Raw genomic sequence first — 22,990 nt, 5'->3', positions numbered from 1 at the left:
AGATTGCTTGGGTAGCCTGAGCGAGTCGGCGGCATCATGCCATCATCATTGTACGAATTGCATGCTCCATTGCCCTGGACGAGACCGGCTTCGCTAGCCAAAGAACGAAGGTCTGATTATCAGATGTGACCGGCATGGGGTCGATTTCACCGACGACTATGACAGGCACCGTCATGAGGGTGGGGCATACGGATTCGGCCTGTCCTCGCTCGAGGAAAGGCATTTTACCCAAGATAAGCAGGTCAGCTGCCTTCCCGCTCTCGATCCAGCCGCAAAGACTTTCGAAGGTCGCGAAGCCGACCGGCTTATAACCCAGCGCGGCGACCTTGTCCTTGTAGATCTCCAACTCTGCTGGATCGGGCTCCACGACTGCAATGATTTCTCCGTTGCCGAGTGATCCGTCGTAGGGACCGAAAGCAATGTCAACGCTGACTGGCTCCTCCTCGGAGGCCGGTAAGTAGATATCAAAGCGCGTACCTCGGCCAACAGCCGAGGTGACGTCAAGGCATCCTGCGAGCGCGCTCACGTGCCTGTCAACCGCAGCAAGACCCAGCCCGGTCCCGCCGACGCAAGAGCGCGTGGTAAAAAAGGGCTCAAAGACATGCGGAAGTATCGAACTTGCGATTCCTGGGCCATTGTCGCTGATGGAGATGAGAACGTAATCTCCAGGTCTCAAGGTTCCCTGAGCCAGCGGCTTGGTTTGGCACACCTGGGCGCGAGAAACGCTAACCTCGACACGGCCCTCGTTCAAGACAGCCTCCGACGCGTTCTTGCACAGATTCATGAGAATCTGCTGTATCTCGGTTGGGCTGCCCTCGACCACCGTTTGCCACTCGTTGATCTTGAAGTTCAACTGAACATCGGCACGAACTGTGACCCGCAGCAATGGCGCAAGATCCATAAGAATTTCAGAGACATTGAAAGGCACTGCCACGCGCTGTCGGTTTCGGCTGAGTGACAAAATCTGGTCAACGATCAGCTTTGCTCGGTGTCCAGCTAAGATGATTTGATCGATGTGGTTCCGAATTCTTGAGGGACGACGCACAAGACTTTTGGCAATCTCTGAGTATCCAATTATTGCTCCTAAAATATTGTTGAATTCATGTGTGGCGCCGCTTGCGATTGTGCCGACAGTCCTCAGCCTTTCCACATGCTCCCATCGACTCACCAGAAGGTCGCGTTCCGCATTTATGCGTTGCATTTCAAGATGGTTGCTTAAACGCACAATAGCACTGGCAAGAACCCGGAGGTCGTCTGCTGAGGGGAGTGAACGATCTCCTTCAAAAACAAGGATGCAAACCACAGCCTGCTGATCGGAGACCCGGCATCCAACAATTTGACACACACCGGAAGTGCCTATGGCGGTCCGAACCATTTCCGCCGCCGGAATGACGCGAAACACTGGCCGTCCGGGGCGGACAAGTGAAACGACTTGATCAATAAGCGCGACGTTCCAGACGGGTATGCACGTGTTGGCCACAAAGCACTCGGTATGCCTGCTGAGACTCGGATCCACCAGAGCCAGCGCGCATTGATCCGCATCGAAAACGCGTTGAACGAGTCTAAGCGCTGCTTCGGTGGAAAAGCACGCCGAGGCGTTCTTTGCTTTACTATCGTTGAAGCGAGCTTCGATCTCACTCATTGCCGCTTCAAGCTCCAACCGCCTTTCCAACCGTTTCGTCCGCAGATGCTGCCTGGAGGGCCGAATGATCGCAAACAAGCAGAGGCATATGGACACCAAGCCAAAGAAAAGTCGCGTACGCTGCGCTTGTGCGCTGGCCAAGCTGTAGCCTTTCAGATGCTCTCGCTCCAGTTCGACGGCCATGGAGAACGTGTCGAGGGATGCGATCTGATTGGCAGCTTGGTCCAACCTCCATAAAGAAGACAGGAAATTGCCCATAGCATCCGCGGCAGCTCGGGCCTGGCTCGGAGCAAGTCGGTCGAGAGGCTGATCCATCTGTGATGCGAGGGTGAGCCCCGGTTCAGCCGAAAACACGATCAGCTTCGAAAGTTCAACCCTGCCCGACGGTGCCCCCCCGAGGCGACCAATCGAGCGAGCAAGATCTGCGAGAGAGCTTTGCATAAGCTGATTTTGCTTGACCAAGGCTGAGATGGCAGCCTCTTTGTTTTCGATCGAGTTTATGAGCTGCGCGAGCAATTTGGATTGCCCGGAGCTCTCATCGGGCGAACTGTCGAGAGGGCGTTGCAAGTTTTCACGATCCCTTTGCAATGCCTGTCCGGTAGAAGCAACCGAACGGTAGTCCAATGCCATATCGGTCCGAGCGCGGGCGACGTCGCGCCGGAGCAATGCATCGTGGATCTGAATCGTTCGCAGCTGGCTTAGGACCGCGTCGTTGATCTGGGGCCCCTGCGTCCCGACCAAGAGCGCAATCGAGGCAGCTAGGGCGATTACATTTGCTTTGTCGAAACTGAGCCATGTTTCCCAAGGAAACGGCGTTTGATCCGCGGTGCACGCCTTGCGAAGGTCCAATCTGAATTCTAGCTCCCTATCCCTTCGGTGTGCTGCCGGATGCTGTTGGAACAGGAAAGCCACGTGTACCTCTCCCTCATAAGACGGTTTAAGACCGTCGCCCACTTGGTCTTGATCCGCGTCCAGGACTAGGATGAGCTCCCAAAGGGCCTCCGCGACGCGGAGCGCATCCTCACGATATTGGGGATCAGCCGTCGATATAGCGCACCAGTCTGGCCTCGCCCGTGACGGGGACCTCAGCCGAGGCCTAGGATGAAGCGCCGATTGTGTGAACGGATAGGCCGCGCGTTCAGGGGGTAGAGTGAGGTAAATCGCTCCATGTCTGCCGGGTCGACCTCAACCGGTTCCGTCGCCAGCATCCACTCGACGTTTTCGGTGCATGGCGGAGTCGTCAAGGATCCCGCATACGTCCAATAGCTAAGTGAGGCCGGTAGAAGCCCGTTGGGCTCGACCTCGTCGACCGCTGTTTCCTCACCTGAGATTGCGGGAAATGCTGCGGCAAGGCTGGCGAAGCTGGCATTTGTCGCGCCTGGCGCCAGAAACACGCCCAGCACACCCAGAGTGTCGCTGTCGGTGTCCTTATGGACGAAATGCGCTTCCATCGGAAAATTCTTGCCTGCCACGTAGTGTTCGCTCGGCGCATGGAAATGGAACTGTACCAGTTCGTAGACACGATCCCCGCGGGTGAGGGTGCTGCCTTGCGGCAGGTTGACTTGGATGGTGTGGCCGTTGTTCACCATCCTGCCGCCGGCCTTGTGCCAACCTATGGCGATGTGCGGAATATCCGCTTTGACCGCGCCCTTGATATCGATCGGCGATTGCTGCGTGCCCGCCGAGCAGACGAAATTTCCCTTGTCCAGCTCGCCCCAGTGTTCGGGCCCGGCCGGGCCGGCATATCCCCAATGGGTGCCCGCCGCCCCCACGGCATCAGCGCAAATGGAACACGCGCCGAGTGCAACGAACCCTTTGATCAGATTACGACGATGCATATTGCTTTCGCTCCTGGACGTGAACTGAGTTTATCATTTGCGGTTGGCATGGCGGGAACTGCGGTCGCAACTGTGATGTGGCAACATCATCGCAACTACGCCGAACAACTCGGCATACGACCAGAGCATCGCGCAGGGCTTCACGTCGGCGCATAGACGACATTCTCGTCGGGGCCGCCGCTGAGCTTGTCATTGTCCTCACCGACGGTATGCGGTTTGTAGCGGCCATTCTCACCGGGTAGATGGTCCGAGCTATCTGCGCCGAATACGTGGTCGTTGCCTCCACGACCACCGATTGCCCTGGGTATCCCAGATCGCATCCTCGGCCTCGTGACGCCTTCATATTCATCATCCGTCGACTAGAGAAATCGATTGCTTCAATTAAGAACATTCACGTTTTGGATGCATTCACGCGTAATCCGCGGCACTTCTGAGGACGCCTCACTTCGGCGGGCTTGCTATTGAAGCGTTCGCCTCCTCAAGCAGCTCAGGGCCGCCCCCGTGTGGAAGCTGGTGCCCCGAGTCTCGATGCGGCAATCGCGACCGCATCAAGCGAGCACCCGCCATCGTCGCCTCGGAGCCTCTGGTCGACGGGGTAGCGTTTTGAGTGGCAACGGCCGAAGGTGCGCTGCTGCCACGGCAGCTTTCCACTTCAGCTGGCGTCTCGAGCGCCTGTCGCAACACCTCACCTATTGCCAGCCAGCAGGACGGCACGACTACTCAGCCAGCATCGGCGCGACGCTGACCACACCGATCTATTCGGATGGCCGCACTTCGGCGCTTGTACGACGGAATAAGGAATCGCCCAATCAGGCCCGGATCGATACCTACGGTGAGGACAATAACAAGCTCAGCGGCGCCCCGACGAGGAGTCGGCCGCGCTCTGGTCCGTCAGCAAGTGACTGCAGCATGGACCACGTACACCGCAGCCCGACTTGCCTTGAATGGCGTCGTCGAGCAGCGATGTCGGCCAGCGCACCACGCTCGACGTTCTCAACGCCCAGGCCGTAGTCATCACCGGCAAGATCAATCGTGCCGAAGCCTCTCGAAAACAAACAGCTTGCCTTCGCGCACGCTGTCTTCGAGCGGCTTCGCCTTCGCCAGATGCGCCGCAATCGCGCTGGCCAGCACGCAACCTGTTCCGCGCATCGATGCGGCAAGGCGCGGTGCATCGAAGGGGATGGGTTCATGACCGGAGCGTAACAGAATATCGGTCGATCGGGGTCCCGACGCATGCCCACCCTTAATCAGCAGGGCTTGAGCACCGACGGCCAGCAGTCTTTGTCCTTGTTGGAGCGCTCCGTCCTCATCCACTGCCAGTTCGGAGCCAATAAGGAGCGCCAGTTCAGGGAGGTTGGGCGTGACAATGCAGCAAAGTGGCATCAGATCGCGCTTCATGGCATCGATAGAGCCTGCTTCCAGAAGTGCGTGGCCTGAAGTGGAGGCCAGCACAGGGTCGAGTACTGCCGGCACTTGCCCATTTTCGCGCAGCACCGCCGCAACGGTAAGGATGGTCTCGGCTGTTCCGAGCATGCCGATCTTGATTGCCGCCACTTCGTTGGCCTGCAGCGCGGCGTGCATCTGATCGGCCACCAGGCTTGGTGGCGAACGATTAATTTCCATGACGGCGTCGTGCGTTTGCACCGTCAGCGCGGTGACAGCAAGACAGGTGCGCACGCCAATGGCAGTGATCGTCTCGATGTCTCGTGCTATTCCAGCACCCCCGCTGGAATCCGATCCGCCGACGACAAGCACATGGGGTTCGCGCCTCAGCGCCATGGCTTTGTCTTTTCGATCCACTCGCGTGTTCGCGCTTCCGGGTCGGGATTCAATGTAATGTCGGTCACCACGGCGGCGCTGTCCGCACCGGCACCGAATACATCCTCGAGCCGGTTGGGATTGAGGCCGCCGATCGCGACCAGGGGTGTCGGCGCGATCCGGCGCTTCCATTCACCGAGCCGCTCTAGCCCTTGCGGCGTCCACTTCATCCTCTTCAAGATGGTGGGATAGATCGGACCGAGCGCAATATAGTCGGGCTCCGCAAACATGGCCGTTTCCAGCTCGACATGATCATGCGTGCTCAATCCGAGCCTGACGCCGGCTGCCCGTATCCTCGAGAGGTTGGCGGTTTGCAAATCCTCCTGGCCGAGATGCACGAAATCGCAGCCTTCCTCGATTGCCAGGCGCCAATGATCGTTGACGACGAGCTGGCATTTGTGTTGGGCACACAAGGCATTCGACTTGCGGATCTCGGCGCGCAACCTGGTCTCATTCATGCTTTTGATGCGAAGCTGAACCTGCTTGACGCCGATCGGCGCCAACCGTTCTATCCAGGCAGCGCTGTCGACGATCAGGTAGAAGGGATCGAGCTTCATGAAAAAACTGCCCTGCCGATGGTCGGCGTCGATGGTTCGGCAACCTCGCGCGGTTCGAGCATTCCCGAGCAGAAAGCTTCACGGCCGGCTTCGACCGCCTTGCCGAATGCTCGTGCCATGCCGACGGGGTCGGCCGCCTTGGCGACAGCGGTGTTCAGGAGCACGGCGTCAAAGCCGAGTTCCATGACGGTCGCCGCATGCGACGGCCGCCCGAGGCCAGCGTCCACAATCAGCGGGACGCCGGGGAAATGTCCGCGCATCGAGCGCAGCGCAGTTATGTTGATCGGTCCGAGGGCGGAACCGATCGGTGCGCACCACGGCATCAAGACCTTGCAGCCCGCCTCCAGCAGCCGCTCGGCGACAACACGGTCGTCGGTGGTATAGGGGAATACCGAAAATCCATCCTCGCACAGGATGCGGGCGGCTTGGACCAGTCCGAACACATCAGGCTGCAGAGTGTCGTGGTTGCCGATCACCTCGAGCTTGATCCAGGTCGTGTCGAACAATTCGCGCGCCATTCTCGCCGTCGTGACCGCTTCCTTGACGGAGTGGCAGCCGGCCGTGTTGGGCAGGATTCTCATGCCGAGCGAGCGGATCAGCGACCAGAATTTTTCGCCAGCCCTGCCGCCTGCCATCTCGCGGCGCAAGGAAACGGTTACCACCGCCGTGCCCGACGCCTGGACCGCATCGGCAAGGATGGCCGGCGAAGGGTATTGAGCCGTGCCGAGAAGCAGGCGGGAAGGAAGCGTCGTCCCGAGAAGTTCGAACATGCTAGCCTCCCTGCATCGGCGAGAGGATTTCGATGCGGTCGCCGTCGCTCAACCGGAATTCCGCCCGGCTGGCTTTGTGCACGAGGTCGCTGTTGACGGCGGTCGCCAGCCAATCGCCTTCATAGTCGAGCGCGGCAAGCAGTTCGGCCAGGGTTGAGGCGTCAATCTCAAGCGCTTGGCCGTTGACGATCAGTTTCATTGGCAGGCTCCAAGGATTTGTCGTGACTGAAGACGAGTTCGGCCGCCTGGCGCGCCATGGCGGGCGCGAGAAGAAAGCCATGGCGATAAAGCCCGTTGATCGCGACGGTGCTTTCGCGTGCTTCGACACGCGGCAGATTGTCGGGAAAGGCTGGGCGGACGCCGACACCGGTTTCAACGATCTCGGCCTCGCCAAAGGCCGGATGGAGGGTATAGGTCGCGCCCAAAAGCTCCATCATGGAACGCGCCGTGACCCGTCCAGCGGACTGGCTCTCGATCATCGTAGCGCCGGCCATGAAATGGTGGTCAGTGCGCGGCACTACGTAGAGCGGAAAGCGCGGATGAAGCAGCCGGACCGGGCGCAAGAGCGAGACATCGGGCGTGCGCAGGATCAGCATCTCGCCGCGAACGCCGCGCAGTCGGTCGTCTTCCGCCGCGATGCCCGTGCAGTCGATCCGGCGATCGAAACCGCAAACATGCCGGGCCTTGGCGCCGAAGTGAAATTCGACTCCCATGGCTGCGAGTTTGTCGTGAAGCGCAGCCATCGCCCGGCGCGGGTCGAGATGGGCTTCGTCGGGGAAGAACAGCGCACGGCGGAAATGACCGGCGAGGTCCGGCTCGAACTGTGCGATTTCGTTTTCATCAACAGGCCTGTACCCCGACGTGCGACTGGCAAACCGGTCGAGCTCGGCCGCATCGCGCTGCGCGGCCACGACCAGTGTTCCGGCCCGCGTCACCTGCCCGGGCGTTGCCGTATCCCACCAGTCGGCGGCGTCGCGTCCGAGATCGAGCACCGGCTGCTCGGCGCTTTCACGTTCGCACCATGGCGCCAACATGCCGCCGGCGAACCACGACGCATTGCCGCCGAGGCTATGCCTCGTCTCGGCAACCGTCACTGCCGCGCCGCGGGTGGCCAGCTCGAAAGCTGCGGTGAGGCCGGCGACGCCGGCCCCTTTGATCAACACCTTCATGACGGCTCATGCGCCTCCGGCATGGGCGGGGCGCTGGTCTCGTCCGCTGGCACGTAGAGATCGCCGCCCTCGCGGTATTTTGCGGCCATTGCCGCCATGCCCTCTTTCTGTGCCTCGGCGCGGATATCGTGGGAAATGCGCATTGAGCAGAATTTCGGGCCGCACATCGAACAGAAATGTGCCAACTTGTGCGCCTCCTTGGGCAAGGTCTGGTCGTGGAAGGACCGCGCGGTCTCGGGATCGAGCGACAGGTTGAATTGATCCTCCCAGCGGAACTCGAAGCGCGCGCGGGAAAGGGCATCATCCCTGAGTTTCGCCGCCGGGTGTCCCTTCGCCAGGTCGGCGGCATGCGCGGCTATCTTGTAGGTGATCACGCCAATCTTGACGTCGTTGCGATCGGGAAGGCCGAGATGTTCCTTCGGCGTGACGTAGCAGAGCATGGCCGTGCCGAACCAGCCGATCATCGCCGCCCCGATACCTGAGGTGATGTGGTCATAGCCCGGCGCGATGTCGGTCGTCAGTGGTCCAAGCGTATAGAACGGCGCCTCGCCGCAAACAGCGAGCTGCTTGTCCATGTTCTCCTTGATCTTGTGCATCGGTACGTGGCCGGGCCCCTCGATCATCACCTGGCAATCCTTGGCCCAGGCGATCTTTGTCAACTCGCCGAGCGTATCCAGTTCGGCGAACTGCGCCGCGTCGTTGGCGTCGGCGATCGAGCCGGGACGAAGGCCGTCGCCGAGCGAGAACGACACGTCGTAGGCGCGGCAGATGTCGCAGATTTCCTCGAAATGCTCGTAGAGGAAGCTTTCGCGGTGATGATGCAGGCACCACTTGGCCATGATCGAACCGCCTCTGCTGACGATACCGGTGACCCGGTCGACCGTCAGCGGGATGTAGTGCAGCCGCACACCGGCATGGATGGTGAAATAGTCGACGCCCTGTTCGGCCTGTTCGATCAGCGTATCGCGGTAGATTTCCCAGGTCAGGTCCTCGGCGATCCCTCCGACCTTCTCAAGCGCCTGGTAGAGCGGCACGGTTCCGATCGGCACAGGCGAATTGCGGACGATCCATTCGCGGATGTTGTGGATGTTGCGACCGGTCGACAGGTCCATGACGGTGTCGGCTCCCCAGCGGATCGCCCAGACCATTTTTTCGACCTCTTCGGCCATCGACGAGGTGACGGCTGAATTGCCGATATTGGCATTGATCTTGACCAGGAAATTGCGGCCGATGATCATCGGCTCGCTCTCCGGGTGGTTGATGTTGGCGGGAATGATAGCCCGTCCGCGCGCTATCTCGTCGCGCACGAATTCCGGCGTGACGAAGTCCGGGATCGCCGCGCCGAAAGAGTTGCCGTCGCGCTGCATCCCGCCGCGTAAGCTCTCGCGGCCGAGATTCTCGCGAATGGCGACGAACTCCATTTCGGGGGTGATGATCCCGGCGCGCGCATAGGCAAGCTGCGTCACCGCTTGGCCCGTTTTTGCCTTTAGCGGCCGGTGGCGCACGGGAAATTCCGGCGTCAGGCGCTCACCTGACGCAAAGCCGTTGTCCTCCGGCCTGACACTGCGGGCATCGTGGAATTCGACGTCGCCGCGCACCGTCACCCATTCATTGCGAAACCTGGCGAGGCCCTTTTCGATGCTGGTTTCGACAGTCGGGTCCGTATAGGGGCCGGACGGATCGTAAACGGTGACAGGCGGTTCGCCTGCCGTCGGATGGACGGCGATTTCCCGCATCGGCACCCTGATCTGCGGGTGAATCAGGCCGGGTTTGTGGATTTTCCTTGAGGCGGGCAGCGGTCCCGTCGACACGGCGGGGGAAATGGCATTCATTTTGAGGCTCCTTTGCTCATGCATTGGAGACCCAGTTCTGTGCCGGAAGGATGAAAAGACGCTTCTGTTGACCTGCTGAAACAGGACCTCGGGCGTAAACTCCCGCAAAGCGCTTGCACCGTCCCTACGCCAGTATGAACTGGATCAGGTTCAACGGGTCACTGCGCCGCGAAAGCCAGCAGTATCTCAGCCCCTTGCCGGGACTCCCCTGGTGAATGCCCCAGGTTGAACGGGCCGGCTCCGATTTGTCAAGCGCATTCGGGTCCGGCCGAAAGCAGCTATCGCCTAGTTGGCGGCATCCGTTATCCGCTCAAGGCGTCTTCAAGCGCCGGTTCTCCCGCATCTATCCGGCGCTGCTGGTTTTCGTCCTCGCTTCGATGGTTGCCTTGTCCGGCACGTTTGTCGCCTTCAAATGGAAAGCGGCGCTGACGGCGCTGACATTCACCTACAGCTATGCCGGAATTCTCGTCAGCCGCGCCGGCGCGCTCGACCATATCTGGTCGCTGTGCGTCGAAGAACATGCCTATGTCATCCTGGCGCTGATCAGCTTTGTTGTTTCGGGGCGTGCCCGTGTCGTCATGCTGCTCAGCGCGCTGTCGGTGCTGGCCATGGCGAACGGTGCGATTTCGCACTGGGTCTTCGGGATGGACTACGAGACGACCTATTGGCGAACCGACGTGCACATCGCCTCGATCCTGCTATCGGCGGTGATATGCCTGCTCAAGGCCGACGACAGGCTGCCGGCGCATGTCGCCATTGCGGCGTCCGTCGGAGCGGTTCTTCTGTTCATGGATGCGGTGCCGCCGATCCACTTTCTGGTCGCGGTGCCGCCGATCCACTTTCTGGTCGCGGTGCCGCTGTTGGCGCTCGCCGTCAATTCGCTCGACTTCAGCACTCGGTATCTGACCGGATTTTTGTCTTCCTGGCCGATGGCGACGCTGGGGCTGTGGTCGTATTCGCTGTATCTGTGGCAGCAGCCGTTCTAAAAATTCGTCTATGCGCAGGGCAGTGCGCCGCTGCTGATGCTGGCCGGCGCGCTTGCGCTTTGTGCAGCTATTACATCGTCGAAAAGCCGGCTCGCGCCTGGCTGAACCCCTGATAGAGCTGTTGCCTCAGCCGGTGACCCGCCTGGTGTAGTAGCGCACTGCCTTCTTGCCGCCGTGGATCACCGCGTCGCCGACCTCGGCAAAGCCGAGCGCGGCGTGAAAGGCATCCGAAGCCGGGTTGGGCGGTTCGGCATTCGCCTCGCAGGTGACGATGGTCTGGCCGGCACGCAATGCATGGTCGAACAGATCTCCATAGAGCCGCCGGGCATGGCCGCGGCCGCGCGCTTGTTGCGCGACGAGGACGCGGTCGACATAGACCGAAGCGCCGATAGCGCTCGCGGAACCACAGGAAGTTCGGGCTGTCGTAGCGGGCGTCTTGGTCGAAGGTCATGATGAAGGCCTCCAGCGCGCCGATGCGGCGCGAATAGAACGATTTGCCTAGCAGGAAGGACAGGCGTTCCGACTTGCTGCGGCGTCAGTTTGGCAAGGCGCTGCACCATCTCGGCGCGATCGGTGCTGTCGGCGTCCGGCGGCTGGCCTTCATAGGTTTCGGGCACGTGGATCGCACCTTCCATCGCCGAGCCAATGGCGGCGGCCAGATCGCTCTTGCGCGCCGATTTCGGGACGAAGCCGGCTGCGCCGTAGGACAGCGCCTCGGAAATGATTTTTGGCTCCTCATGCCCCGAAACGATGACCACCGGCAGGCGCGGATAGCGGGTCCGAAGCTGCAGCAGCCCGTCGAAGCCATGCACATCGGGCATCCTGAGGTCGAGCAGCGCAGAGATTGAATGGCAGTCCGCTGCGACTCAGACACTAGTCCTTCAAGATGACCCAAACAGAACAAGAATCTTACTGAACCGAACTGATTTTGCAATAACGGTCGCCGAAGATGATTCTGAACCACTGAGGAAACTTGACGAGTGCCTGGACGAAACGTCCAGGCATTTCTCAGCCGGTCCTCCGAAGCTCGCGATCTCGAGCGCTCATCGCAATGAGGGTAGCACAACAGGGATGCAGATGGGGCCGAGAGACATGTCCTGGACGAGTTATTCAGTGGCATTGCTAAGCGCTCTATGGAAGCCTCGCTGATCAGGCTATGAAGTCCGGCAACCAATGTCCGGGCATGATCGTCCGGGACCACATTTTGAACATCGTAAAGCCAGACACCGAGGCCTCCAGTCGGGCCTCCGACATTCAGATTCGCTTCGTTAGAACGAGCTTTGGAATCGCAGCACGCCGCCGAGGCTGTTCCTTTTGCCGACGTGAGCCGGGTTTATTCCAGAACGGTCGAGGGCAGCGAACTTGGCGTAATGGGCATAATCGACTTCGGCTGTGACTGTGAAACCTGGAATGACCGTATAGGCGACGTTTGCAGCCAGTCCGGAGTTCCTGAGCTGATCACCCGAGACCTGAAGGTTGAACGAAGTTTTCTCGTTTAACGTGTAAGTGGCGCCCGCCCAGAAAGCCCAGTTGCCACTCCAAATTTTGTAGAAGCCGCGACTGTGAGCGGCGACCGCGTTGGTTGGGTCATCGTTGAGATTGCCAATGGAGCCGTAGCCGAACATTCCGAATAGCGACAGGTCATCTGTGACATTGACATCGACTCGGAGCTTGCCGGCCAAAGCTTCGTAGTCGCTGTCACGAGCGATTACGCCGGTGATCGCGCCCCAGCCCTGCGTCTGTTTCACGCCGAAGACGACGTGCGGAACATGGCTGTCGATAGTACCGACTACACCCGACCCTTGTTCAAGTGAAACCAGAGCCGAAAAGCCATTATCGGCATCGAAGTAATACTGAGCCACGTTGGTATCGAAGTCGCCGTACGGAACGAGTACGTTATTGAGCACGTTTCCGGCGTAGCCTGTAAACGTGTCGAAGGCCGACTCGTCCTTGCCAACTCGGAGGCCACCAAGCTGGATCCAGGCGGAAGTCAACTTGACGCCGCTGTTGAAGCTATAGTTGTGAGGGCTTTCCGGACCCGGATAAGCGTTGTGGTTGCCGAAGTTCACGCGAGTCTCAGTATAGGTCTTCAGTGCGCCTAGTTCGGTCTCCTGGCGCGTCCAAGTTTTGAACGTGAAACGCGTGTTGTTTCGCCAGGTGCCCTGAGCCTCGCCAGTTCTCACATCGGAGGTTCTTATCCCGTCATACGATCGGACATCGCTGAGGCCGACGTCGTAACGGATGTAGCCGCCGATGCGCACGCAGGTCTCGGTGTCGGGGATATGGAAGTAGCCCGAACCGTAGACGTCGCAGATCTTGACGTATTCGGTCGGACCCGGCACGGAGACTTCGTCCGTCGCGCGAGCGACGGAAACGGAGATCAGGGCCGCAACTGAGCCGAGAAGAAGGCTGCTTACGTTCATTCTGGATATCCAGTTCAAAGAATAAAAGGCGGACGCGTCAAAGGGCGAACCGGCGGCCTATCCCAGGACCCAAAACATGTGCACGGTCCTGTTTCGTACCTGAGGAATGCGCGATACTAAGTTGACTATAGTAGTTCCGGTGTGAGTAAGCCAAGTTATACTTGTACTTTGCTTTATCGCAGTTCGACTTATGAAAGAAACAACTGTGGTTTGCTATCAACTGCCCGAATGAGGTGAGATTCGACCTCCGTCCGGATCCAAGAAAAGGAAAAATCGCCTATTGCCTTGCCGCGCTTCCCACACCGTTTCCTCAAATGCTTTCAGTACATCGGGGATTCAGCATTTCTGAACCAATATTCATCTCCGTTATCTGAGGGTTGGCCGTCGGCGTTAGATGCGGAGCAGCAAGCGACGTGCCATCCTGAAGAGGTAGCTCCGCGCTGACACTTAAATTGGCCGGCGCAACTTCGTCGCGCTCCCTTATTTTTGCTTTTTGGGGGTCAGGCTGAGCACCGAGCAGACGTTTTGGGACACGGTTCGTATGTTCGATATGTGACACTTTCGTTCGATACCGACAGCACCTGTTTGCTGTGAAGCTCGGGTCGAGACAGCATGCGGCGGCGCCGCTCGGTACGTCAGGCGGTAGCCCCGCTGCAGCACACATCTGGATCGTACCAAGGATGGCCCGTTTCGTTTTGCAGCGGCGCAATCGTTCACACCCCCGTGCGACTCACCTAGCGCCCATTGCGGATCAGATGGATGCATGCTCACGAGAGTAGTGTGGTTGGTTGCAGGGCCACCGCCTTGTTCGGTCAAACAGGCCAACTCTCGACAGATCACGGTTTAGGTCTTATATAAGCGCCATAGAAAGAGTTAAGGTCGTTTTTATGAGACAAACATGCGCTCAACAGTGACAGATACATTGCCTCCCAGAGTCAAGAGGGCGCTTGGCAAGCTCGGCGCCGACATTGCGCTCGCCCGTAAGAAGCGCAGCCTGACCGTGATGATGATGGCGGAACGACTGGGTGTCGCAAAGAGCACCTATCTGAAGATCGAAAAAGGAGACCCGACCGTCGCTATGGGGGCCTACGCCATGACCTTTTTCGTTTTGGGCTTTGATGAGGCTTTGGCGCAGATCATCGACGCGCATCGCGATGAGCAAGGCCTGCTCCTCGACGCTGAACGTTTGCCCAAGAGGGTAAGGGTGCGGAAGCCACCGGGTGCAATATGAGACGTTCTATTGCTGTTCACATTGGCGAAGAAGCGATGCTACTGGGTACGTTGCGCTATGATCAGCAGGGTGCGCGCGAGAGCGCTGCCTTTGAATATGATGCAGGTTGGCTGAGAGCAGCGGAAGGCTTCTCGATCGAACCCGGTCTGCCACTCGTTACTGGCCCTCAATTCCATCGAAAGACCGGCGACGGATCCGTGTTCCACAACGCGATCGCCAACACGGAGCCGGACGGATGGGGCCGGCGTCTCATCCAGCGCGACCACGCCAAGCGTCGCCAAGAGGCGCGCCGGGCGGGAAATGTCGCCGAAACGCGGCCTCTGAACGCGATGGATTACCTCTTGGCAGTGGACGACATGAGCCGCATTGGTGCGCTCCGGTTGAAGGACGAAGAAGGGCGTTACCAAAGAACGACCGAGGAGGGTCGACGCACCACGCCGCCGCTCATTGAAATCGGTCAACTCCTCGCAGCCACGCACGCCGTCGAGACGAACACCGAGACGGCAACGGATCTCGCCTATTTGCGTGGACGTGGCACGTCCCTTGGGGGCCTTCGTCCGAAATGCTCTGTCGTCGACGATGACGGACGCCTCGCTATCGGTAAGTTTCCGAGCGTTGCCGACGATCGATCTGTCACAAAAGGCGAAGTGCTCGCTATGAAGTTGGCCAGAAAAGCCGGCGTGGATGCTGCTGAGACACGTCTGCTCGACAGCGACGGCGCCCCTGTCGCGCTCATACGGCGTTTCGATAGGACTCCGAACGGCAATCGACTCATGTATATCTCGGCCGCCACGATGATCGGCGCAGAGTCAGGGGACGTTGGCGAGCATAGCTATACTGAACTTGTGGATGTGCTTCGTCAGCACGGCAGCCAGCCAGCGGCCAACATCGAAGAGCTTTGGCGGCGCATCGCGTTCTCGATCCTTATCACCAATGTCGATGACCACCTCCACAATCACGGCTTTCTCCATGTGCATCGCGGGCAATGGCGCCTGGCGCCTGCATTCGACATCAACCCGTTCCCTGAGCGCGTGCGAGAGCTGAAAACCTGGATATCCGAGGAAACTGGGCCCGAAGCGACTGTCGACGCACTGATGTCGGTAATCGCTTATTTCCGGATCAGGAGCGATCGAGCGAAGACGATACTCGCAGAAGTCGAAAAGGCGGTCGCGTCATGGCGGGAGGAGGGGCGGGCGCTTGGGATGACCCCCCAAGAACTCGATAGCTTCACCGACGCGTTCGAACATCGGGAACGGCAAGCCGCCCAACGGCGCAGCAATGATCCCTGAAAGCTTGCCGTTCGCGGTTAAGATGGCGTCCTGCAAGGGCGTCAAGGCGACTGATTCTCCGTTTCGCCCACACCCTCACTCCATGTCCGGCGCCGAAAGGTCGAGCGCCAGCGCCGTCTTCGAACAGGCCTGGTTCCGGCTGGCCCAGCGCCAGCCGGTAGCGAGTCAGATACTCTTCTGCCAGTCTCTGAGCCGCACAGCGCTGCTGAAGCGCACGTCGGCCCAGAACGGACCGTTCCTGCCCCCGGCCTCGAGCCCCGCGGCGGCATGGGTATTCGCGAGAGAGCGCCGGACGCATAGGCTCCGCGTACTGGCGATGCGGCCTTCGCGCTGCTTGAAATCGACCGGCGCGGCAGAATGCGATCGCTTTCGTGATCACGTCACCTGGGAGGACGAGAAAAGATTGTTGAGGCACGGGTACGAGCTGCCTCAGTCGTTCGTTCGATCGACAGCACTGTGTGCGGAGGACGCTCTCCATCATGCAGTGCCAGGAGACGCTGGCCGATTTCCTTATCCGCTGCCGTGAGCCGATGATTCAGGCGCAGAAAATCCATCCAGGTTGGCGTGCGGAATGTCTCTGTCCAAATCGAAGGCTTTTGAAGATTTCGCTGCAGTGTCCAGTTTCGCGCACCGGCACGGCTCTGAACATGGCGCCTTGCGCGCATGTAGCCCAGAAAGGTCTCGATATTCTCTTCGGATATAAGATACTCGACCTTGACGACTATGGGGCCACTCCTGGGCTTCAACTCGAGTGCCAGCTCCGGCGCGTGAAAATCCGAACTTTCCTGATCCGTTTCTTCCCATGGACGGACTGGTAACAGTACTCCCGCAGCTGCAACCAGCAACAGAGCGCCTGCGGCGCCCTGCAAAGCCCAGGCTAAGGAGTAGTTCTGTGCGACAGTACCCCATATCCAGCTGCCTGCCGCCATCCCGCCTGCGCTAAAGGCGTAGTAGATCGATAGTGTGCGGCCGACGACCCACCTTGGGCTTGCCAGCTGCACCGACACGTCGATGCCCGTCCAGGTGATAAGCCAACCCGCGCCAGCAAGTGCCAGCGAAATGGCCGCTACAGCGACCGATGATGTGAGTGCAAGGGAAAGACAACCTGCTGCACAAGCAACAGAGGCGAACGACACCAGCCTGTTTTGAGACATGATCCGCCTTAGAAAGCTATTGCTCATGCCCGCGATAAAAGCACCCATCCCGAAGCCGGCCAGCAAGATGCCGTAGATGATTGGGCCGCTTTTCAGCTGATCCCGGACGACTAAAGGGAGCAGCGCAAGGATGGAGATACTTGCCAACCCGAAAAAGGTTGCACGGGCAATCGCTGCCCTGATCTCCAGGGACATTACGGTGAAGCGCACTCCGTCATGAATTGCCATCGTCATGCGCTCACGAGGGAGAGGTGACGTGCGAACATTCCATCTAGTGCGCCATATTGCGGTTAGCGGCGCCAGATCACTCAGCGCTGCCAACGCGAAAGCGGCCAGCGGTCCAAGAAATGCCAAGACCACGCCCCCCAAAGCCGGACCAACGCTGCGCACAATGTTGTATCCGACAGACATAAGCGTCACCGCAGCCGGGATGTCGCGCTTATGAAGAATATCGCCGACAGAAGCGTGCCAGGCCGGATCATTCAAGGCAAAGCCGCAGCCGGCCAGGAAACCTAATCCGAGAATTAGCCAGGGACCGGCAAATCCCAGACCCACAGAAATCACCAGCGTCGTTGATGCCAATGCTATCAGGCAGTGCCCCGCAAACATCACCCATCGGCGGCTGAAGTTGTCGGCAATGGCTCCGGCCAGGATTGAAAGGAGGAATACCGGCAAGGTGGATGCAGCCTGCACGAGTGCAACCATCAGATCCGAAGCGGAAATCGTGGCCATCAGCCAACTGATGGCCACCGTTTGCACGAGCCAGCCGAGGCTGGATATTTGTGTGGCCGTCCATATCGAGCGAAACACCCGGTTTCGAAAGGGAGCGAGCGTTGTTGAGGCAGGCAGATGGGTATTTTTTTCGGACTGCATGATGATGCCTTCGAGGGGCCGCTTGTTCAATTCTCGGCTGCACTGCTGCCGCTACAATGTTGATCTCTGGATCGGAAGGGCCGACCAATCGACCGGGATGACTTCGTCGAACGAGGAGGCTGTGCATGAGCTCTGTCGGCTGCGCTCTCCCAGGCTGGCGCCGACAACCCCTTGCGGCAAGACAGCATTGCCGATCGTGCTGATCGACAGAATCGCCTGCAACTTTGATCGCTCTCGCGTGACCGCGCCAGCGCCCATGAACCTTGCCGGCGACCACTTTTTCGCGGGCCCGTTTGCTCGTGTCATCCGTGACCACTCCTGTGCATGGCCGCTGTGCGGCTAAATTCCTATGATGAGGGCGCCTCCGCTGAGACCGGCACCGGCTGCCGCAAGAAGAATCTTTTCACCGGGCCGAAACGGCTGTGCCCGGTGCGAAAGCGAGAGCGAGAGCGGGATGGTCGCGGCGGAAGAGTTGCCGTACTCGGCAATGGTCTTGGCGATTGCTTCATCGGCTATTCCGAGAACCCTCCCGACCGCATCGAAAATCCGGGCATTGGCCTGGTGTGGCACGAACCGGTCGATGTTTTGCGATCCCATTCGGGCAGCAGAGAGGGCATCCTGAGAGCAGCGAGACATCATCTCCACCGCCTTGGCGAACACTTCGCGGCCGTCGGCGATCGTCATCCAGGTCTGCTCGAGGTCCAGGTCGCCGTGGAACGGTGCATTGCTTCCTCCGGCGGGAATCTGGATCAGTCCGTAGCGCGAGCCGTCCGACGCCAGCGCGGCGCCGAGGATGCCTCGATCCGGCTCTTCGCACGGACCAACCACCACGGCGCCGGCGGCATCGGCAAACAGCACCGCGCTTGCGCGCTCGGCTGGATTGATGCGGCGGCTGAGGATGTTGGCGGCGATGACCAAGCTCGCTTTGCCATGGAGGCGGGTGAACCCGTCCGCGAACATCAGGGCATAGATGAAGCCGGCGCAGGCGCCTGTCAGGTCAACCGCACCGGCGCGGTCGAGTCCCAGCCGGTGTGCCACCAGCGGTGCGCTCGGCGGCAGAAGATGGTCGGGCGTAGACGTCGCGAGCAACAGCAGGCCGATATCGCCACGATCGACACCGGCATTCGCCAGCGCCATGTCGCCGGCACGCGCGGCAAGCCCCGATAACGTGTCTTCGCCCGTTGCCCAGAAGCGCGACCGGATCCCGGTGCGCCGCTCGATCCAGCCGGGTTCGAGCCCGAGACGATCTTCGATTTCCGGGTTCTCGACCTTGCGCGCCGGCGCATGATGACCGAAGCCGAGTATGCGCGACGACCGGTTCATGACCGCGAACCGAAGCGTTCGCCGGCCTCCTCGATGGCGCCATAGAGCCGGTCGAGCTCCTCGCCGGTGATGCAATAGGGCGGAACGAGATAGAGCACATTGCCGAGCGGGCGCACCAGCATGCCACGCTCGAGGAAAAAAGCGCGCAGTTTCGGCCCGATCTCCGCCAGATAGCCGGCCGAGCTGGTGCGCAGATCGAGAGCGAGGATTGTGCCGTTCGCTCGGCTGTCGACGAAGAAGGGATTGTTTCGGAAGCGTTGCAGGCCAGTGGCCTGTTTCGCGCTCAAGGCCGCAATCCGCTCGGCGACAGGCTCGTTCCGCCAGACCTCGACATTGGCAAATGCGGCCGCGCAGGCGATCGGATTGGCGGTGTAGGAACTTGAGTGGAAAAAGGTCTTCTTCCGGTCCACGGAATAGTGGGCCTGGAAGATGGCGTCGCTAGCGAGCGTCGCCGCCAGCGGGACGGCGCCGCCGGTCAAGCCCTTCGAGGTGCACAGGATATCTGGAGAGATGTTCGCCTGTTCGCAGGCGAACATGGTTCCGGTGCGTCCCCAACCGGTCATCACTTCGTCGGCGATCAGGAGCGTGCCGAAGGCCTCAGCGATCCTCTTCAATTCGGTCAGAACCCAGGCCGAGTACATCAGCATGCCGCCGGCGCCGAGCACGAGCGGCTCGATGATCAGCGCGGCGGCGCGGCGGTCGCGAGACAGGGCCTCGAAACGATCCAGCGTTTCCTGCTCGCGCCCCGCGGCCGGAAAAGGAATGGTGTCGACCTCGAACAACAGCGGTTCGTAGGCGGCATTGAACACGCCCCGGGCGCCGACGCTCATCGTTCCAATCGTGTCGCCATGATAGCTGTGTTCCATGGCGACGATGCGCGAGCGCGGCGCGCCGATGTTGCGGAAATAGCCGAGCGCCATCTTCAGCGCGACTTCAACGCAGGTAGAGCCGCTGTCGGAATAAAAGACCCAGTCGAGGCCTGGCGGCACCATTTCGATCAGCGCCGAGGCCAATTGCTCTGCCGGCTGATGGGTGAGGCCGGCGAAGATCACCTGGTCAAGCATCTCGGTCGCAATCCGGATCGCTTCCATGATCCGCGGCTGGCGGTGGCCGTGAGTGACCACCCACCAGGAGGAGATTGCATCGAGGATACGCCTTCCGTCATTCGTCTGTAGCCAAGCTCCGTCGGTGCGGACGACGGACGGCATGGGCGGCTCGATCGCATGCTGGGTGAATGGATGCCAGACGCGCGACCGCGACATCACTCGCCTCCGGCAATCTGGGCGAGGTCGAATCCGGCTAACATCGCCTTTCGCAGAGTTTCGCGCGTGAGCGGAGCGAGGAGTGGCAGTCTGCCGAGCTGACGCACCGCGCCCAATTCGGTGATTGTCCCTTGCGTATCGGCCGCCTCGTCACCGACAAAGGCAACGCCGATCAGCGGGATGGAGCGAGCCCGCAGGGCTTCGATGGACAGCAGAGTGTGGTTGATCGTGCCGAGCTCGGTGCGGGCGCACAGGATCACCGGCAGCCGCCATTCAGCGAAGATGTCAATGAATCTTGTCTGTCGGTTGATCGGCACCATCAGTCCGCCAGCGCCTTCGATGACGAGCGGTGTGGGCAGGACCGGAAATGCAAGATCGGCAGCCTCGATCGAGACACCGTCGATTTCGGCTGAACGGTGCGGCGACAGCGGGCTCCTCAAGCGGTGGGCCTCCGGCAGCACGCGCCCGGATGGCAGGCCAGCGAGCCGTTCGACCACCTCACTGTCGGTCTCCTCATCGAGACCCGATTGCACCGGCTTCCAGTAGAAGCCGTCGAGCAGGCCTGCGAGCCCCGCGGCAAAAACCGTTTTGCCAATTCCGGTATCTGTTCCGGTGACGACGATGCGCTTGCTCATGCCGTGGCCAACACTTCGGCAAGCGTTTCGACCATGGCCGAAATGTCAGCCTTGCCGACATTGAGCGTCAGCGAAATGCGCAGCCGCGAGGTACCCTCCGGCACGGTCGGCGGACGAATGCCGCGTATGTCAAAGCCGCGGGCCTGCAAAGCCGCCGCGATCGCCATGGTGCGCGTCACCTCCCCAACGACAAATGGCTGGATCTGCGAACCGCTGGGCTTGGCTCCGCAATGCTCGGCCAGTTGCCGGCTTGCGAAGGCAACGTGCTCGTGCAACTGAACGCGGCGCATCGGCTCGTCGACCAGCACTGCGAGGGCTTCGCGCGCCGCCACTGCCATGAGCGGCGATGGCGCGGTGGCGTAGATAAACGGCCGGCAGCGATTGACAATATAGTCGCACAGCACTCCCGGCCCGGTGACGAGCGCGCCGGATGCACCGAGCGCCTTGCCGCATGTATGGAGAGCCATTATGTTGTCGCGGCCCTCGTACGCCGCGGCCAGCCCGCGGCCCCCCGATCCCCAGACCCCGGTGGCATGTGCCTCGTCGACCAGTATGAATGCCTCGTGCCGATCGGCAAGCTCGACCAGGCTCTCCATCGGGGCGCAGTCGCCATCCATGCTGTAGAGGCTTTCGACCCCGATCCAGATGCGGCCCATGCCGCCTTCGGCGCGCCAGCGCCTGATCGCATCCTCAAAAGCATCAATGTCATTGTGCGCCACCAGCCTGAACTCGGCGCGTCCAGCCCGCGCCCCTTCATGCATGCTGGCATGCGCGAGTTCATCGAGGATCAGCAGGTCGCCCTTTTTCACCAGGGTGCTCAGCAGGGCGAAGTTGGCGATGTAGCCGCTGCCGAAGAACAGCGCCCGTTCGGCCCCGAAGAACGCGGCCGCATCTGACTCCAACGCCTCATGCTCCGGCGCGTTGCCGCGCAGAAGCCGCGATCCGGTAGCGCCGACAGGGGTGCCCCGCTCGATTGCCGCCGAGACTGCATCGCCAAGTCTCTTTGAGGCGGCAAGCCCGAGATAATCGTTGGACGAGAAGTCGAACCCGACCCGCGGCGCCAATGTGCGCAGCCGGTCCTTGCGTGCCAGCCCCTGCAAGGTTGCTTCATAGCGGGCGAGCGGTGGCTCGTTCATTTCGCCTCGCATTGCATCGGTTCGATGCCGAGACGTCTAAATAGACGAGTATCCTTGTCCTCCCCGGGATTGTCCGCAGTCAGCAGCGTGTCGCCGACAAAGATGGAATTGGCGCCGGCAAAGAAGCACAGCGCCTGCGTTTCGTCGCTCATCGCCGTCCTGCCGGCGGAGAGCCTTACATAGGATCTCGGCATCATGATGCGGGCGAGCGCAATGGTGCGGATGAAGTCGATCGGATCGATGGGTTCGGCCTCGGCAAGCGGCGTCCCCCTGATGGGGATCAGCATGTTGATCGGCACGCTTTCCGGCGGCTCGGGCAGGTTCGCGAGTGTGATCAGCATGTCGATGCGATCGGCCTTTTCCTCTCCCATCCCGACAATGCCGCCGCAGCAGACCTTCATGCCGACCTCGCGCACGTGCCCAAGTGTTTCCAGCCGGTCAGCAAAGGTCCTGGTTGAAACAACCTCGCCGTAATAGCGCTCGGACGTGTCGATGTTGTGGTTGTAGTAGTCGAGACCGGCCGCCTTCAGGCGCTGCGCCTGACTGAGGTCCAGCATTCCGAGCGTCATGCAGGTTTCCATGCCGAGCGCCTTCACGCCCTCGATCATGGCGACCACGGCCTCCATGTCGCGTTCCTTCGGACTGCGCCATGCGGCGCCCATGCAATAGCGGGTGGCGCCGGCGTCCCGCGCCTTGATCGCTTCGGCAATGACACGCTCCACCTCCATCAGCTTGGACGCCTTCAGGCCGGTTTCGTAATGTGTAGACTGGCTGCAATAGCCGCAATCCTCCGGGCATCCGCCGGTCTTGATGCTGAGCAGCCGCGACAGCTGCACCCGGTTGCGATCGAAGTTCTGGCGGTGGATTGTCTGAGCCAGGAAGAGCAGGTCATTGAACGGCATCCCGTGGATAGCCTCGGCCTCTTTGCGGTTCCATCGGGATAGTGCCCCCTCGATCGATTGCATGGCTTGCTTCACGTCGCACTCCGAGTTCGTTCCAATCGTCATCGTCAAAAGCTTTGTCGCTGGTCCGACAGCACGTGCAGGAGTCTG

At 60.5% G+C, this 22,990-nt stretch carries 19 protein-coding genes, 2 pseudogenes and 1 riboswitch; of the genes and pseudogenes, 3 read left to right on the top strand and 18 right to left on the bottom strand.

The genetic code is table 11. The features are described 5' to 3' along the window. Positions 1-34: 34 nt before the first annotated feature. From AC0NIE_RS31835 to thiC, 9 genes are all read right to left on the bottom strand, one after another. Positions 35-2,554 (bottom strand): two-component system VirA-like sensor kinase, encoded by a 2,520-nt coding sequence (locus tag AC0NIE_RS31835; RefSeq protein WP_473489535.1) that lies wholly within the window; start codon positions 2,552-2,554, stop codon positions 35-37. Between the two features lie 173 nt (positions 2,555-2,727). Continuing rightward, complete coding sequence (locus AC0NIE_RS31830; RefSeq protein WP_473489534.1) at positions 2,728-3,480, bottom strand: carbonic anhydrase; 753 nt, start codon at positions 3,478-3,480, stop codon at positions 2,728-2,730. A gap of 140 nt (positions 3,481-3,620) precedes the next feature. After that, positions 3,621-3,800, bottom strand: a complete 180-nt coding sequence (locus AC0NIE_RS31825) for a hypothetical protein (protein WP_473489533.1) — start codon at positions 3,798-3,800, stop codon at positions 3,621-3,623. Positions 3,801-4,506: 706 nt separating this feature from the next. Next, positions 4,507-5,259, bottom strand: coding sequence for a hydroxymethylpyrimidine/phosphomethylpyrimidine kinase (locus tag AC0NIE_RS31820; protein ID WP_473479402.1), 753 nt, complete (start codon positions 5,257-5,259; stop codon positions 4,507-4,509). Continuing rightward, positions 5,250-5,855, bottom strand: a complete 606-nt coding sequence (locus tag AC0NIE_RS31815) for a thiamine phosphate synthase (protein ID WP_473489532.1) — start codon at positions 5,853-5,855, stop codon at positions 5,250-5,252. The genes AC0NIE_RS31820 and AC0NIE_RS31815 overlap by 10 nt, the downstream gene beginning before the upstream one ends. Next, positions 5,852-6,625 (bottom strand): thiazole synthase, encoded by a 774-nt coding sequence (locus AC0NIE_RS31810; protein ID WP_473489531.1) that lies wholly within the window; start codon positions 6,623-6,625, stop codon positions 5,852-5,854. Before AC0NIE_RS31810 ends, AC0NIE_RS31815 begins: the two co-directional genes overlap by 4 nt. A 1-nt stretch (position 6,626) precedes the next feature. Further along, complete coding sequence (gene thiS, locus AC0NIE_RS31805) at positions 6,627-6,824, bottom strand: sulfur carrier protein ThiS (protein WP_473479407.1); 198 nt, start codon at positions 6,822-6,824, stop codon at positions 6,627-6,629. Continuing rightward, on the bottom strand, positions 6,793-7,794 hold the full coding sequence (gene thiO, locus AC0NIE_RS31800; RefSeq protein ID WP_473489530.1) for a glycine oxidase ThiO: 1,002 nt from the start codon (positions 7,792-7,794) through the stop codon (positions 6,793-6,795). The genes thiS and thiO overlap by 32 nt, the downstream gene beginning before the upstream one ends. Then, positions 7,791-9,626, bottom strand: a complete 1,836-nt coding sequence (thiC, locus tag AC0NIE_RS31795) for a phosphomethylpyrimidine synthase ThiC (protein WP_473489529.1) — start codon at positions 9,624-9,626, stop codon at positions 7,791-7,793. Before thiC ends, thiO begins: the two co-directional genes overlap by 4 nt. A gap of 103 nt (positions 9,627-9,729) precedes the next feature. Next, positions 9,730-9,846, bottom strand: a riboswitch (TPP riboswitch). Between the two features lie 166 nt (positions 9,847-10,012). Between thiC and AC0NIE_RS31790 the strand changes: the two genes are divergently transcribed. Beyond that, complete coding sequence (locus AC0NIE_RS31790; protein WP_473489528.1) at positions 10,013-10,612, top strand: acyltransferase family protein; 600 nt, start codon at positions 10,013-10,015, stop codon at positions 10,610-10,612. A gap of 126 nt (positions 10,613-10,738) precedes the next feature. Here AC0NIE_RS31790 and AC0NIE_RS31785 read toward each other — a convergent pair. From AC0NIE_RS31785 to AC0NIE_RS31775, 3 genes and pseudogenes are all read right to left on the bottom strand, one after another. After that, positions 10,739-11,132 (bottom strand): annotated as a pseudogene (locus tag AC0NIE_RS31785) (GNAT family N-acetyltransferase); the annotation flags it as partial. A 1-nt stretch (position 11,133) separates the two neighbouring features. Further along, positions 11,134-11,451, bottom strand: a pseudogene (locus AC0NIE_RS31780) (response regulator); the annotation flags it as partial. Between the two features lie 429 nt (positions 11,452-11,880). Then, positions 11,881-13,035 (bottom strand): porin, encoded by a 1,155-nt coding sequence (locus tag AC0NIE_RS31775; protein WP_473489527.1) that lies wholly within the window; start codon positions 13,033-13,035, stop codon positions 11,881-11,883. A gap of 898 nt (positions 13,036-13,933) precedes the next feature. On the opposite strand from AC0NIE_RS31775, the gene AC0NIE_RS31770 reads away from it, so the two are divergent. Continuing rightward, complete coding sequence (locus AC0NIE_RS31770; protein ID WP_065010596.1) at positions 13,934-14,266, top strand: helix-turn-helix domain-containing protein; 333 nt, start codon at positions 13,934-13,936, stop codon at positions 14,264-14,266. Then, positions 14,263-15,555, top strand: a complete 1,293-nt coding sequence (locus tag AC0NIE_RS31765) for a type II toxin-antitoxin system HipA family toxin (RefSeq protein WP_474045126.1) — start codon at positions 14,263-14,265, stop codon at positions 15,553-15,555. Before AC0NIE_RS31770 ends, AC0NIE_RS31765 begins: the two co-directional genes overlap by 4 nt. Positions 15,556-15,935: 380 nt before the next feature. Here AC0NIE_RS31765 and AC0NIE_RS31760 read toward each other — a convergent pair whose 3' ends face one another. The 6 genes from AC0NIE_RS31760 to bioB all read right to left on the bottom strand — a co-directional run bounded on the left by AC0NIE_RS31760 (position 15,936) and on the right by bioB (position 22,945). Next, positions 15,936-17,582: an MFS transporter gene (locus AC0NIE_RS31760; RefSeq protein ID WP_473489544.1), complete on the bottom strand. Its 1,647-nt coding sequence runs from the start codon at positions 17,580-17,582 to the stop codon at positions 15,936-15,938. Between the two features lie 339 nt (positions 17,583-17,921). Continuing rightward, positions 17,922-18,905, bottom strand: a complete 984-nt coding sequence (locus AC0NIE_RS31755) for a beta-ketoacyl-ACP synthase III (protein WP_473489525.1) — start codon at positions 18,903-18,905, stop codon at positions 17,922-17,924. Beyond that, positions 18,902-20,167 carry an adenosylmethionine--8-amino-7-oxononanoate transaminase gene (locus AC0NIE_RS31750; RefSeq protein WP_473489524.1) on the bottom strand — a complete coding sequence of 422 codons (1,266 nt, stop codon included), beginning with the start codon at positions 20,165-20,167 and terminating at the stop codon, positions 18,902-18,904. The genes AC0NIE_RS31755 and AC0NIE_RS31750 overlap by 4 nt, the downstream gene beginning before the upstream one ends. Next, the gene (bioD, locus tag AC0NIE_RS31745) at positions 20,167-20,802 is read right to left on the bottom strand and encodes a dethiobiotin synthase (RefSeq protein WP_474045125.1); all 636 of its coding nucleotides are present in this window, start codon (positions 20,800-20,802) and stop codon (positions 20,167-20,169) included. The genes AC0NIE_RS31750 and bioD overlap by 1 nt, the downstream gene beginning before the upstream one ends. Then, positions 20,799-21,938, bottom strand: coding sequence for an 8-amino-7-oxononanoate synthase (locus AC0NIE_RS31740; RefSeq protein ID WP_474045123.1), 1,140 nt, complete (start codon positions 21,936-21,938; stop codon positions 20,799-20,801). The genes bioD and AC0NIE_RS31740 overlap by 4 nt, the downstream gene beginning before the upstream one ends. Next, positions 21,935-22,945: a biotin synthase BioB gene (gene bioB / locus AC0NIE_RS31735; RefSeq protein WP_473489920.1), complete on the bottom strand. Its 1,011-nt coding sequence runs from the start codon at positions 22,943-22,945 to the stop codon at positions 21,935-21,937. Before bioB ends, AC0NIE_RS31740 begins: the two co-directional genes overlap by 4 nt. Positions 22,946-22,990 lie beyond the last annotated feature (45 nt).

The organism is Mesorhizobium sp. WSM4842, from assembly GCF_055901575.1.
This window is presented reverse-complemented; position numbering and strand designations above follow the sequence as displayed.

Bases quoted from the DNA above. Each gene is read 5' to 3' on its own strand.
- AC0NIE_RS31830 (WP_473489534.1), bottom strand. From the start codon at position 3,480: ATGCATCGTCGTAATCTGATCAAAGGGTTCGTTGCACTCGGCGCGTGT.
- AC0NIE_RS31825 (WP_473489533.1), bottom strand. From the start codon at position 3,800: ATGCGATCTGGGATACCCAGGGCAATCGGTGGTCGTGGAGGCAACGAC.
- AC0NIE_RS31820 (WP_473479402.1), bottom strand. From the start codon at position 5,259: ATGGCGCTGAGGCGCGAACCCCATGTGCTTGTCGTCGGCGGATCGGAT.
- AC0NIE_RS31815 (WP_473489532.1), bottom strand. From the start codon at position 5,855: ATGAAGCTCGATCCCTTCTACCTGATCGTCGACAGCGCTGCCTGGATA.
- AC0NIE_RS31810 (WP_473489531.1), bottom strand. From the start codon at position 6,625: ATGTTCGAACTTCTCGGGACGACGCTTCCTTCCCGCCTGCTTCTCGGC.
- thiS (WP_473479407.1), bottom strand. From the start codon at position 6,824: ATGAAACTGATCGTCAACGGCCAAGCGCTTGAGATTGACGCCTCAACC.
- thiO (WP_473489530.1), bottom strand. From the start codon at position 7,794: ATGAAGGTGTTGATCAAAGGGGCCGGCGTCGCCGGCCTCACCGCAGCT.
- thiC (WP_473489529.1), bottom strand. From the start codon at position 9,626: ATGAATGCCATTTCCCCCGCCGTGTCGACGGGACCGCTGCCCGCCTCA.
- AC0NIE_RS31775 (WP_473489527.1), bottom strand. From the start codon at position 13,035: ATGAACGTAAGCAGCCTTCTTCTCGGCTCAGTTGCGGCCCTGATCTCC.
- AC0NIE_RS31770 (WP_065010596.1), top strand. From the start codon at position 13,934: ATGCGCTCAACAGTGACAGATACATTGCCTCCCAGAGTCAAGAGGGCG.
- AC0NIE_RS31765 (WP_474045126.1), top strand. From the start codon at position 14,263: ATGAGACGTTCTATTGCTGTTCACATTGGCGAAGAAGCGATGCTACTG.
- AC0NIE_RS31760 (WP_473489544.1), bottom strand. From the start codon at position 17,582: ATGCAGTCCGAAAAAAATACCCATCTGCCTGCCTCAACAACGCTCGCT.
- AC0NIE_RS31755 (WP_473489525.1), bottom strand. From the start codon at position 18,905: ATGAACCGGTCGTCGCGCATACTCGGCTTCGGTCATCATGCGCCGGCG.
- AC0NIE_RS31750 (WP_473489524.1), bottom strand. From the start codon at position 20,167: ATGTCGCGGTCGCGCGTCTGGCATCCATTCACCCAGCATGCGATCGAG.
- bioD (WP_474045125.1), bottom strand. From the start codon at position 20,802: ATGAGCAAGCGCATCGTCGTCACCGGAACAGATACCGGAATTGGCAAA.
- AC0NIE_RS31740 (WP_474045123.1), bottom strand. From the start codon at position 21,938: ATGAACGAGCCACCGCTCGCCCGCTATGAAGCAACCTTGCAGGGGCTG.
- bioB (WP_473489920.1), bottom strand. From the start codon at position 22,945: ATGACGATTGGAACGAACTCGGAGTGCGACGTGAAGCAAGCCATGCAA.